Below are 11,418 nucleotides of genomic sequence, written 5' to 3'. Positions count from 1 at the left end.
AACCAAACCCTAAACCAAGAAATACTTCCATATTTTTTTATGGAAGTGTTTCTTATTTATTTCAGCTTAATAGTCCATTCAAAATCCATTTCCGAAACCTGTTCCCCTTTTTCATTAGTTCCAATAGATTTTAACCAAAAGGTTTGTCCCTCTCCGGTTTCAATTGTATTTTTAATTGCTGTTTTTATTGGATTTACATTTTGGCAAATAAAAGTAATTCGCCCTGTTGCTTTCTTAGAAAAGACACTTTTATTACTGGCAACTAACATTCCTATATTGTGATGACTTTCCTGAATATACAACATAACCAGAGCTCCTGTTGTTAACTCTGCCGCCATAGCCTGAACCGCAAAATACATTGATTGAAACGGATTTTGATTAATCCATCTATGTTTTACTGATACCACACATTTTTCTAATGTTATTTCTGTTACCCTTACCCCACAAATAAAAGCTGATGGTAATTTAAAAAATAAAAATCGGTTAAGATTAGTTACAGTGAGTTTCATTGTCTTGGTTTTAAACCAATATACAAAATATTTAGTTAGTTCTGAAAAATACAAAAATGTTAATTTTATGTTAATTATAAGTACTTTGTAATACATAATACCTGTTTTAAGACATATATTTGTATAAGAAATTACTAGAACCTATAAGTATGGAAACCAAAAATGACAAAACCATAGCAGCCTTAACCCATCTAAGCGCTCTTTTACAGTACTTTATTCCGTTTGGAAATTTTATTTTCCCAATTATCATTTGGAGCAGTAAAAAAGAAAAATCGGAATTAATCGACCATAATGGAAAGCAAATAATCAACTTTCAACTTAGTTTATTAATCTATTCATTAATCTTTGTCCTGATTGCCATACCGGCATTCTCAACGGCTATTTTTAGCAGTATGGACTGGACTGAATTCCTAAACAATCACGAGTTCTTTTGGAATAAAATAAATTATGCTGATAATGTTAGCATCATCACCATAGGAATTATCAGTGTATTACTGTTCTTTATTTTAAAAATAGTAGAATTTTTTCTGATTATCATTGCTGCTATTAACGCTTCAAACGGTGAGAAATACAATTATCCTTTAACGATAAACTTTATTAAGTAAAAACATCTCAATCATGAACATTGAAAACACAAAAGCCCAGATGCGTAAAGGTGTTCTCGAGTTTTGCATCTTATCTGTATTAAAAAAACAAGATGCCTATACATCCGAAATATTAGAAACATTAAAAAACGCAAAATTATTAGTCGTAGAAGGGACCATTTACCCTTTGCTCACACGATTAAAAAATGATGGATTACTCACCTATCGATGGGAAGAATCTACTTCGGGACCACCCAGAAAATATTATGGTTTAACCGACGATGGACAAACTTTCTTAAACGAACTTAATGGCACCTGGACCGAATTGTCTAATGCCGTAAATCTAATCACAAACCAAACAACAGAGTCATGAATAAAACTGTAAACATAAATCTAGGCGGTATGTTTTTTCACATTGACGAAGATGCATACCAAAAATTATCCCGCTATTTTGACGCAATCAAACGCTCACTTAATAATTCGTCTGGTCAGGATGAGATTATTAAAGATATCGAAATGAGAATTGCCGAATTGCTGAATGAAAAACAAATAAGCGAAAAACATGTAGTAGGGTTGAAAGAAGTTGATGAGATCATCTCCATCATGGGCCAACCCGAAGATTACATCATTGAAGACGAGCCTAAAAGCTTTGAAAATCAACAACAAGGAAACACTATCAATTACAGAACAAAAAAACTGTATCGCGATAGCGACAAAGGAATGATTGGTGGCGTAGCATCAGGTCTTGGACATTATTTTGGAATTGATGTAGTTTGGATTCGAATTGTGTTAGTACTCTTGATTTTTGCAGGTTTCGGAACAGGAATAATTGCTTATATTATTCTTTGGATCGTAACTCCTGAAGCCCGTACTACCTCAGAAAAACTGGAAATGACCGGAGAACCGGTTAATATTTCGAATATTGAAAAAAAAGTAAGAGAAGAATTCGAAACCGTTTCTGAAAAAATAAAAAATGCGGATTATGACAAATATGGCAATCAGATAAAAAAAGGAGCCAACAAAGTTGGAAATTCATTAGGGAATTTCATCCTGAGCGTTTTAGGAATTCTAGCTAAATTTCTTGGAGTTTTACTAATAATAGCAGGACTGTCTACTTTGACTATTTTGCTAATTGGGGTTTTCACTTTAGGCACAAATACATTTGTTGATTTTCCATGGGAAGGTTTTATTGAAACAGGAAATTTTACAGATTATCCCTTTTGGGTTTTAGGTTTGCTGATGTTTTTTGCCGTTGGAATCCCTTTCTTTTTCCTGACTATATTAGGTTTTAAACTACTAGCTCCAAATACCAAATCAATTGGTTCAATAGCCAAATATACATTAATTGCACTTTGGATTATGGCTATTGCCTTAGTCACAGCTTTAGGAATAAAACAGGCCTCAGCCTTTGCCATGGATGGTCGTGTGGTTAAAAAAGAAACATTAAATATCCCATTAAAAGATACTTTATTAATTAAATTCAGGTACAACGATTACTTTGCCAGAGATATTTATGACCGTGCCGAATTTAAAATTACAACTGATTCAACCGAAAACGACATTATATATTCCAATGATGTACGCTTTAGAATAAAAAAATCAAACGAAAATTACAGTTATATCCAAATTGAAAAAGAAGCTAAAGGAAAATCATTTTCTGAAGCCAGAAAAAATGCTGAAAAAATTCGCTACCAATACAAAATCACTGGAAATCAGCTTGTTTTTGACAACTATTTATTATCTGATTTAAAAAACAAATTCAGAAATCAGAAAATAGAAATTACCCTGTTTCTAATCGAAGGCACTATTTTCAAAGTGGATGAATCCGTTCAGGATTATGATCATTCAGATGATGACTTTTTTGATTTAAATTATGATGCTTTCGAACCTGTTTACAAAATAGGTCAATCAGAAGCCAATTGTTTAAATTGTCAGGGAGATGAAAACGCGGACGATGAAAATACATCCGAAAATCAAAAAACGGATACTATAGTAAATTCTAAAACACACATCGAAGAATTAAAAATTGGCAAAGACGGTATCATCATTAAAACCAATTAATTATGTTAGTATCTTTAAAAAACAGTCTGATTGCTTTTGTTGCAGTAACACTGGTTTCCTGTAATAATCAACACCATCATCATTCAATTAATGGAAATGGAAATATCATTACTGAAAAAAGAAATATTTCAGAAAACTTTAACCGTATTGAAGTAAGCAGCGCCATAGAAGTAATAGTTGAACAAGCAGACAGAACAAAAGTGCTGGTTGAAGCCGATGATAATCTTCAGAATAGTATTATTACCGAAGTTAGAAATGGAGTACTGATTATTAGTCGAAAAAACGGAAATTTCAGTAGTCAGCATGGACAAAAAGTTTTTATAACCGCTCCTGTTATCGAAGAACTTACAGCTAATAGCGCCTCATCAATAAAGACCAAAAACACTTTAAAAGGAGAAAATATTAGCTTAAACACTTCGAGTGCAGCAAAAATTGAGGCGCAACTATCCATTGACAATATAAAAGCAAGCAGTATTAGTGCCAGCAAAATTGAAATTAAAGGAATGGCGCTCCACTTAGACACCGAAGCTACCAGTGCGAGTAAAATAAATGCTGAAGATTTACTGGCAAACAACATTACAGCCGAATCTTCAAGTGGTTCAAAAATAAACATTCACCCTATTGTCAGCTTAAAGGCAGAAGCCAGTAGCGGTGGGAAAATTGAATACAATAACAATCCTAAACACATTGAAAAAACAACAAGTTCAGGAGGAGACATCAGCGAAGATTAATTAAAATTCTGATTAAAAAACAAGAATCGCCCATTATAAGTGGGTGATTTTTTTATATTTGTATATAACCTAAATGAAAATGACCATGCAAAAAATTACCATTCTACTTTTAGTCTTTTTATCAACCACAATTATTTTAGCACAGAAGAAAGAAAAAATAAGCGGTTCAAAAACAATAACAACAAAAAATAAAAACATAAAAAACTTCAGTGCAATTGAAGTAGAAGACAACATTCAGGTTTCCTTAGAAAGAGGAGAATTTCCTGAAATTAAAATAGAAGCCGATGACAATTTAATCGATATAATCGACATTGAAGTTACTGATAACGTACTGCATATTTCGACTTCTAAAAAAATAATAAAACACAAATCTTTAAAAGTAAAAGTTACTTATACTTCTGAATTAAACACTATTATTTCAAAAAATGATTCCGAAATAACAGCTATTCAGGAAATCCTTGGCGACAATCTTATTGTCAAAACAGCTGATGATTCTAAAATATTCATGAATGCTAACAACAAAAACTTTGCATTAGAAGCAGATGGCAATTCAAAAATAGAATTGAATCTTAAAAGCGAAAAAACTAAAATAGCATTAACTAAAGGAGCCGATTTAAAATCCTTAATCACTACTGATGAAATAATTATAGACCTCTATCAAAAAACAAAAGCTAAAATTGAAGGAGAAGCTAACAGCGGCTTGATTAGATTAGAAAACAATTCGGTTCTGGAAGCAAATAAATTAACCATAAATTCTATAGTACTGATTGCTGAAGGACAAAGCAAAAACAGCATTAATCCTAAAAAAGAAATCATTATTAATGCCAGTGAAAAATCAGAAACCGAATTGTATGGCGATGCGAAAATTGAAATAAATAAATTTACCGACAAAGCAAAACTTTCTAAAAATCAATAAAAAAAGGCTGTTTCACTAATCTGAAACAGCCTTTTTTAGTATTTAAAATATGTTAATTACTCCTTAGCAGCCAAATATCTTTCGGCATCAAGAGCAGCCATACAACCAGTACCTGCAGCAGTAATTGCCTGACGGTAAACATGATCAGCAGCATCACCGGCAACAAAAACCCCTGCTACATTCGTTTTAGAAGTTCCCGGTGTGTTGATAATATATCCTGTTTCATCTAATGTCAAGTAATCTTTGAAAATATCAGTGTTCGGTTTATGACCAATAGCCACAAAGAAACCTGTTGCCGGAATATCAAAAACTTCTCCTGTTGTTTTATTTTTTGCTTTGATAGCCTCAACAACCTGTCCGTCACCAATAACTTCAACAGTATCATGATTCATCAAAATCTCGATATTCTCGGTTTTACGCACACGCTCTTCCATGATTTTAGAAGCTCTAAACTTATCACTTCTTACCAGCATGGTTACTTTTTTACAAAGTTTTGATAGATAATGCGCCTCTTCACAAGCTGAATCTCCTGCTCCAACAATCACTACTTCCTGATTTCTATAGAAAAATCCATCACAAACAGCACAAGCCGATACTCCTCCACCCATTTGCAAATAATGTTGCTCTGATGGTAATCCTAAATATTTAGCCGAAGCACCTGTAGAAATAATTACCGTTTCACAATGCAATTCAATGCTGTCATTAATCCAAACTTTATGAATATCTCCTGAAAAATCTACTTTAGTTGCCCATCCATCACGAACATCAGCACCAAAACGCTGTGCCTGTTGTTGCAATTGCACCATCATTTCAGGTCCGGTAACTCCGTCAACATATCCAGGGAAATTTTCCACTTCATTAGTCGTTGTCAATTGACCACCCGGTTGCATTCCTTGGTATAATACTGGATTCATATTAGCTCTGGCCGCATAAATTGCTGCCGTATAACCTGCAGGACCAGAACCTATAATAAGGCATTTTATTTTTTCGATTGTATCTGACATAATAATTAAAGGTTTGATTTTTAAAACAGCACAAAAGTAAGTTTTTATTATTGGAAAAATAAATACTAACAATCAGTTTTTATTATCCTAAAATAGATAAAAAAACCAATCACTATAAAATCAACAAATGGCTGGAAATAAAAAAACCTTCTTGGTTCACAAGAAGGTTTTCTGTCGGGGTGGCAGAGTTTATTCCGAAAACGGAAATTCGAACCTGCGGCCTTCCCGATTTCCAATCGGGACGCGATAACTTGCCATTATTTTGAAATTAATTCTAAAATCTTCGTTTTACTTTTCCACTTTTTAATTTCCTGTTCTCTCAAAATAGCTTTTCCTTTATCATCATAGGATTCAAAATAAACGATTTCCCAATCTTTAGTCCTTCCCGTAAATCCTTTATGAGAAGTCAAATGACGACGCAATCTTTCTTCTAATGACATAGAAGAATAACCAACATAATGTTTGTCAATTGATTTTGAATATAAAATATAAACATAAAACATAATTTCTGGAAATAAAAAAAACCTTCTTGGTTCACAAGAAGGTTTTCTGTCGGGGTGGCAGGATTCGAACCTGCGGCCTCCTGCTCCCAAAGCAGGCGCGATAACCGGGCTACGCTACACCCCGTAACGCGGCTGCAAATATACAACTCTTTTTTAGTTATGCAAACAATTATCAAAAATAAAATACATTTTATGATTTTCAACTCAAAACCATACTAAAGCCCCTCAAAACACCACAAATCAAGCTTTAACAAATGTTAACAAAATAGATTTTCAGAAACCATAATAAATTGTATTTTTACCGTTCAAAATTATAGAAAATAAATGGGCAAAATCATTGCGATTGCTAATCAAAAAGGAGGCGTTGGAAAGACTACATCATCAGTAAATCTTGCTGCTTCCCTGGGTGTTTTAGAAAAGAAAGTATTATTAATAGATGCTGATCCTCAAGCCAATGCCAGTTCGGGATTAGGTATTGATGTGGAAAGTGTAGAAATTGGTACCTACCAAATTCTCGAACACAGCAATACTCCAAAAGAAGCTGTGGTTAAATGTTCAGCTCCAAACGTAGATGTAATTCCGGCTCATATTGACCTTGTGGCTATCGAAATCGAATTGGTAGACAAGGAAAACAGAGAATATATGCTTAAAAAAGCACTGGAAAGTGTAAAAGACGAATATGACTACATCATTATCGACTGTGCACCTTCTTTGGGACTACTAACATTAAATGCTTTAACGGCTGCTAATTCTGTTGTTATCCCTATCCAATGCGAATATTTTGCTTTGGAAGGACTTGGTAAACTATTGAATACCATAAAAAGTATTCAAAAAATCCATAATCCTGAATTGGACATCGAAGGTTTATTGTTAACTATGTACGATTCCAGATTGCGTTTATCTAATCAGGTGGTTGAGGAAGTACAAAAGCATTTTAATGATATGGTTTTTGAAACTATTATTCAACGAAATGTAAAATTAAGTGAGGCACCTAGTTTTGGTGAAAGTATCATTAATTATGATGCAACCAGCAAAGGAGCTACTAATTATTTACACCTTGCTCAGGAAATTATAAAGAAAAACGACATCCAATAATTTTTTATGACAAAAGCGATAAAAAAACAGGCTTTAGGAAGAGGTTTATCAGCATTATTAAAAGACCCGGAAAACGATATTAAATCGGTTGAGGACAAAAATGCTGACAAGGTTGTTGGAAACATTATTGAGCTTGAAATTGAAGCTATTGAAATAAATCCTTTTCAGCCTAGAAGTAATTTTAACGAAGAATCTTTAAAAGAATTAGCCACTTCCATCAAGGAATTAGGTGTAATTCAACCGATTACTGTTAGAAAATTAGATTTTAACAAATACCAATTAATTTCGGGAGAGCGTCGTTTGCGTGCTTCTAAATTAGTGGGACTTGCTACCGTTCCGGCTTACATTCGAATTGCCAATGATAATGAATCTTTGGTTATGGCATTGGTTGAAAATATTCAACGTCATGACTTAGATCCTATCGAGATAGCTCTTTCGTACCAACGTTTAATGGATGAAATCCAACTGACTCAGGAACAAATGAGTGAGCGTGTAGGTAAAAAACGTTCTACAATTGCTAATTATTTGCGTCTGTTAAAACTGGATCCGATTATTCAAACAGGAATTCGTGATGGTTTCATCAGCATGGGACATGGTAGAGCGATCATCAACATTGAAGATTTAGACGCACAAACTGATATTTATCAAAAAATTGTAAGTCAAAATCTTTCCGTTCGTGATACGGAGACTTTGGTAAAAAACTACCATGAAAGTTTAAAACCAAAACCAGTTACCAAGGCAAAGGCAGCTTCTTTTGATATCGACGATAACCAAAAAAGAATTTTTAATTCCTATTTTGGAAATCTTGTAGATATTAAAGTTGCCAATAATGGAAAAGGAAAAATTACAATTCCTTTCCAATCTCAGGAAGATTTTAATAGAATTATTGAATTAATCAAGGGGTAGTGAACAAAATTATTTCCATAGCACTATTTCTTAGCATCTTAAGTAACACCGCAGCATTGGCACAAAAATCAACCCAGGCTGTTGTTGCTAAAGACACTTTAAAGTCTATTGATATCGACCCTTTAACCCCTGCTAAAGCAGCATTTTATTCGGCTGTTTTACCCGGATTAGGTCAGGCTTATAATAAGCGATACTGGAAAATACCTTTGGTTTATGGTGCCATTGGAACCAGTCTTTATTTTTATATAGACAGCAATAAAAAATACCATCAATTTAGAGATGCGTACAAAAGAAGATTGGAAGGATATACGGATGATGAATTTTCTTATTTAGATAACAGCCGATTAATTGCAGGACAAAAATTTTACCAGCGTAATCGTGATTTATCTTCTTTATTTGTCATAGGTTTTTATGTTTTAAACATTATTGATGCTAATGTTGATGCGGCTTTAATGCAATTTAATGTTGACGACCGACTATCAGTAAAACCTACACTGTATCAAAACGATCTTAACTTAAAAACAAATGTAGGGCTAAGCCTGAATTACAACTTTTAATCAAACACAAAAGGATTGATTCCGATCAATCCCTTTTAATTTTAAAATACAATACAAATGAAAATTGCGCTTTTAGGATACGGAAAAATGGGACAAGTAATCGAAAGAATTGCTTTAGAAAGAGGTCACGAAATTGTTTTGAAAAAAGATGAATTCAACACCTTTGACGGACTTTCAACTGCCGATGTAGCTATCGATTTTAGCGTTCCTATGGCTGCTGTTGAAAATATTTCAGCCAGTTTTAACAATAATGTACCGGTAGTTTCAGGAACTACAGGATGGCTGGATCGTTATGATGAAATGATTGCTTTATGCAAAGAAAAAAACGGAGGTTTTATTTCAAGTTCAAACTTTAGTTTAGGAGTCAATTTATTTTTTGGTCTAAACGAATATTTAGCTAAAATGATGGCCAAAATAGAAGGTTACAAAGTAACAATGGAAGAAATTCACCATATTCACAAACTGGATGCCCCTAGCGGAACTGCTATTTCACTGGCTCAGGGAGTAATTGAAAACAGCGAATACACCAAATGGACTCTTGAAGAAGCTAAAGACAAAGAAATTCACATTGAAGCCGTTCGTATCGGAGAAGTACCAGGCACACATACTGTGACTTATGATTCAGGTATTGACAGTATCGAAATCAAACATACCGCTCATAACCGTGAAGGATTTGCGCTAGGTGCCGTAATTGCTGCCGAATGGTTAGCAGGGAAACAAGGTATCTACAGCATGAGAGACGTTCTGAACATTCAATAAGCACAAACAAAAATTAACTTAAATCCAAAAGAACTATGACACTATATCAATGGTTTGTATTCTTTCTTATTATTCAAGTTGTTCATTTTTTAGGAACTTGGAAACTATACGAAGCAGCTGGAAGAAAAAAATGGGAAGCCGCAATACCGGTATATAATGCCATTGTGCTGATGAAAATCATTAGTCGCCCTACTTGGTGGACCTTGTTGCTTTTTATCCCAATTATCAACCTGATTATGTTTCCTGTTATTTGGGTGGAAACCTTAAGAACTTTTGGAAAACGCAGTCAATTAGATACCATTCTGGGAATTTTCACATGTGGATTGTATATCTCCTACATCAATTACACCCAAAAATTAGAGTATAATAAAGAAAGAAGCTTACATCCAAAAAACAAAACTGCTGATACCGTAAGTTCTTTATTATTTGCAATAATCGTAGCCACTTTTGTACACACTTATTTTGTACAACCTTATACGATTCCAACTTCTTCATTGGAAAAATCATTACTTATTGGTGATTTTCTTTTTGTAAGCAAGGTAAATTACGGAGCCAGAGTTCCTATGACAACGGTAGCTTTGCCAATGGTTCACGACTCAATTCCGATGCTTAAAAGAAAATCCTATTTAAGTTGGCCACAACTACCTTATTTAAGATTACCGGGAATTGAAGACAAAATAAAACGCACTGACATCGTGGTCTTTAACTGGCCTGCAGATACCGTACATTACTTTTTTGAAGCAAAAGGCCGACCTGGCGTGATAAAACCTATTGACAAAGAATCTAATTACGTTAAAAGATGTGTAGGTATCCCTGGAGATAGTTTATCCATAAAAGACGGCTTTGTTTACATCAACGGAAAAAAATTAATCTTACCAGAAAGAGCAAAACCGCAATATGAACACACTATTTACTCAGCAAAAGGTGTGTCAAATGAATTATTAAAAGCAGCAGGTTCTACTGAATTTGCAAGAACGTACATAATCAAACCGAATAATGATACTCAATTAGAAGCTATCAAGCCTTATATCACTTATGGTGATCAAAATCAAGATGGCACATATACAATACAAACAGGTTTTAATGGAATTCCAACTAGCGTTATTGAAAAAACTGGGTTATATATACAAGAACAATATCTTGCTAAAACAAATGCTAATTTAACTTTAAAGTCAGCAGAAGAATTAAGAAAAAACCCTACCATTGATTCAATTGTTAGATTTATAGATAAACAAAAAGGGAATCTTTCTATTTTTCCTCACAATGGAATATGGAATATGGATGAATATGGTCCAATATACATTCCTCAACAAGGGAAATCAGTTACATTAAATTTTAATACATTACCATTATATAGCAGAATAATCACTGTATATGAAAAAAACAATTTGAAAATCAAGGGTAGTGATATTTTTATCAATGGTAAAAAAACAAACAACTATACTTTCAAACAAAATTACTACTGGATGATGGGTGACAATCGCCACCACTCAGAAGACAGTCGCTACTGGGGTTATGTACCAGAAGACCATATTGTAGGAAAACCTGTTTTCATTTGGTTAAGCTTAGACCCTAATGGAAAAGGATTAAATAAAGTGCGTTGGGACAGAGTTTTCACTACTGTAAGTGGCGAAGGTCAACCACAATCACATTTCAAAATATTCCTAATCCTCTTGGCAGCTTTCTTTGTTGGAGAGTATTTTTGGAAAAAAAGAAAAGCAAAAAACAATATCTAGTTTAAAGTTTTAGGTCTAAAGTTGATTTTCAAATCAACTTTAGACCTAAACTGATAT

The 11,418-nt window shown here is 33.6% G+C and carries 13 protein-coding genes and 1 tRNA gene; 10 read left to right on the top strand and 4 right to left on the bottom strand.

Annotated features, from left to right (window positions below):
* Positions 1-56 precede the first annotated feature (56 nt).
* A complete protein-coding gene (locus BLR17_RS07675) occupies positions 57-509 on the bottom strand; it encodes a DUF4442 domain-containing protein (RefSeq protein WP_066324688.1) in 453 nt (150 codons plus the stop codon).
* Positions 510-658: 149 nt separating this feature from the next.
* Between BLR17_RS07675 and BLR17_RS07670 the strand changes: the two genes are divergently transcribed.
* From BLR17_RS07670 to BLR17_RS07650, 5 genes are all read left to right on the top strand, one after another.
* The gene (locus BLR17_RS07670) at positions 659-1,114 is read left to right on the top strand and encodes a DUF4870 domain-containing protein (RefSeq protein ID WP_066324695.1); all 456 of its coding nucleotides are present in this window, start codon (positions 659-661) and stop codon (positions 1,112-1,114) included.
* A gap of 13 nt (positions 1,115-1,127) precedes the next feature.
* The gene (locus tag BLR17_RS07665) at positions 1,128-1,466 is read left to right on the top strand and encodes a PadR family transcriptional regulator (protein WP_066324697.1); all 339 of its coding nucleotides are present in this window, start codon (positions 1,128-1,130) and stop codon (positions 1,464-1,466) included.
* Complete coding sequence (locus tag BLR17_RS07660; protein WP_066324700.1) at positions 1,463-3,154, top strand: PspC domain-containing protein; 1,692 nt, start codon at positions 1,463-1,465, stop codon at positions 3,152-3,154. Before BLR17_RS07665 ends, BLR17_RS07660 begins: the two co-directional genes overlap by 4 nt.
* Before the next feature lie 2 nt (positions 3,155-3,156).
* Positions 3,157-3,885: a head GIN domain-containing protein gene (locus BLR17_RS07655; RefSeq protein ID WP_066324701.1), complete on the top strand. Its 729-nt coding sequence runs from the start codon at positions 3,157-3,159 to the stop codon at positions 3,883-3,885.
* Between the two features lie 85 nt (positions 3,886-3,970).
* Positions 3,971-4,801 carry a GIN domain-containing protein gene (locus tag BLR17_RS07650; protein ID WP_066325080.1) on the top strand — a complete coding sequence of 277 codons (831 nt, stop codon included), beginning with the start codon at positions 3,971-3,973 and terminating at the stop codon, positions 4,799-4,801.
* Between the two features lie 56 nt (positions 4,802-4,857).
* Here BLR17_RS07650 and trxB read toward each other — a convergent pair whose 3' ends face one another.
* The 3 genes from trxB to BLR17_RS07635 all read right to left on the bottom strand — a co-directional run bounded on the left by trxB (position 4,858) and on the right by BLR17_RS07635 (position 6,432).
* Positions 4,858-5,805, bottom strand: coding sequence for a thioredoxin-disulfide reductase (trxB, locus tag BLR17_RS07645; protein ID WP_066324703.1), 948 nt, complete (start codon positions 5,803-5,805; stop codon positions 4,858-4,860).
* A gap of 257 nt (positions 5,806-6,062) precedes the next feature.
* Positions 6,063-6,308: a GIY-YIG nuclease family protein gene (locus BLR17_RS07640; protein WP_066324704.1), complete on the bottom strand. Its 246-nt coding sequence runs from the start codon at positions 6,306-6,308 to the stop codon at positions 6,063-6,065.
* Positions 6,309-6,357: 49 nt separating this feature from the next.
* Positions 6,358-6,432 (bottom strand) — tRNA-Pro (locus tag BLR17_RS07635).
* Positions 6,433-6,632: 200 nt separating this feature from the next.
* On the opposite strand from BLR17_RS07635, the gene BLR17_RS07630 reads away from it, so the two are divergent.
* From BLR17_RS07630 to lepB, 5 genes are read left to right on the top strand one after another with little or no spacing between them, the layout of a single operon-like run.
* Positions 6,633-7,403 carry a ParA family protein gene (locus BLR17_RS07630; protein WP_066324705.1) on the top strand — a complete coding sequence of 257 codons (771 nt, stop codon included), beginning with the start codon at positions 6,633-6,635 and terminating at the stop codon, positions 7,401-7,403.
* A gap of 6 nt (positions 7,404-7,409) precedes the next feature.
* Complete coding sequence (locus BLR17_RS07625; RefSeq protein WP_066324707.1) at positions 7,410-8,309, top strand: ParB/RepB/Spo0J family partition protein; 900 nt, start codon at positions 7,410-7,412, stop codon at positions 8,307-8,309.
* On the top strand, positions 8,309-8,866 hold the full coding sequence (locus tag BLR17_RS07620; protein ID WP_066324709.1) for a DUF5683 domain-containing protein: 558 nt from the start codon (positions 8,309-8,311) through the stop codon (positions 8,864-8,866). Before BLR17_RS07625 ends, BLR17_RS07620 begins: the two co-directional genes overlap by 1 nt.
* Before the next feature lie 57 nt (positions 8,867-8,923).
* Complete coding sequence (gene dapB / locus BLR17_RS07615) at positions 8,924-9,625, top strand: 4-hydroxy-tetrahydrodipicolinate reductase (RefSeq protein WP_066324711.1); 702 nt, start codon at positions 8,924-8,926, stop codon at positions 9,623-9,625.
* A gap of 35 nt (positions 9,626-9,660) precedes the next feature.
* Complete coding sequence (gene lepB, locus BLR17_RS07610) at positions 9,661-11,361, top strand: signal peptidase I (protein ID WP_066324715.1); 1,701 nt, start codon at positions 9,661-9,663, stop codon at positions 11,359-11,361.
* Positions 11,362-11,418: the final 57 nt, after the last annotated feature.

Origin of the sequence: Flavobacterium glycines, from assembly GCF_900100165.1 — a bacterium.
GTDB lineage: Bacteria > Bacteroidota > Bacteroidia > Flavobacteriales > Flavobacteriaceae > Flavobacterium > Flavobacterium glycines.
Note: the sequence above shows the minus strand (reverse complement) of the source record. Positions and strands in the feature narration are given on the sequence as shown.

Excerpts from the sequence above, each read along its gene's own strand:
- BLR17_RS07655 (WP_066324701.1), top strand. The coding sequence starts at position 3,157 with ATGTTAGTATCTTTAAAAAACAGTCTGATTGCTTTTGTTGCAGTAACA.
- trxB (WP_066324703.1), bottom strand. The coding sequence starts at position 5,805 with ATGTCAGATACAATCGAAAAAATAAAATGCCTTATTATAGGTTCTGGT.
- lepB (WP_066324715.1), top strand. The coding sequence starts at position 9,661 with ATGACACTATATCAATGGTTTGTATTCTTTCTTATTATTCAAGTTGTT.
- BLR17_RS07640 (WP_066324704.1), bottom strand. The coding sequence starts at position 6,308 with ATGTTTTATGTTTATATTTTATATTCAAAATCAATTGACAAACATTAT.
- BLR17_RS07660 (WP_066324700.1), top strand. The coding sequence starts at position 1,463 with ATGAATAAAACTGTAAACATAAATCTAGGCGGTATGTTTTTTCACATT.
- BLR17_RS07630 (WP_066324705.1), top strand. The coding sequence starts at position 6,633 with ATGGGCAAAATCATTGCGATTGCTAATCAAAAAGGAGGCGTTGGAAAG.
- BLR17_RS07650 (WP_066325080.1), top strand. The coding sequence starts at position 3,971 with ATGCAAAAAATTACCATTCTACTTTTAGTCTTTTTATCAACCACAATT.
- BLR17_RS07625 (WP_066324707.1), top strand. The coding sequence starts at position 7,410 with ATGACAAAAGCGATAAAAAAACAGGCTTTAGGAAGAGGTTTATCAGCA.
- dapB (WP_066324711.1), top strand. The coding sequence starts at position 8,924 with ATGAAAATTGCGCTTTTAGGATACGGAAAAATGGGACAAGTAATCGAA.
- BLR17_RS07670 (WP_066324695.1), top strand. The coding sequence starts at position 659 with ATGGAAACCAAAAATGACAAAACCATAGCAGCCTTAACCCATCTAAGC.
- BLR17_RS07665 (WP_066324697.1), top strand. The coding sequence starts at position 1,128 with ATGAACATTGAAAACACAAAAGCCCAGATGCGTAAAGGTGTTCTCGAG.
- BLR17_RS07675 (WP_066324688.1), bottom strand. The coding sequence starts at position 509 with ATGAAACTCACTGTAACTAATCTTAACCGATTTTTATTTTTTAAATTA.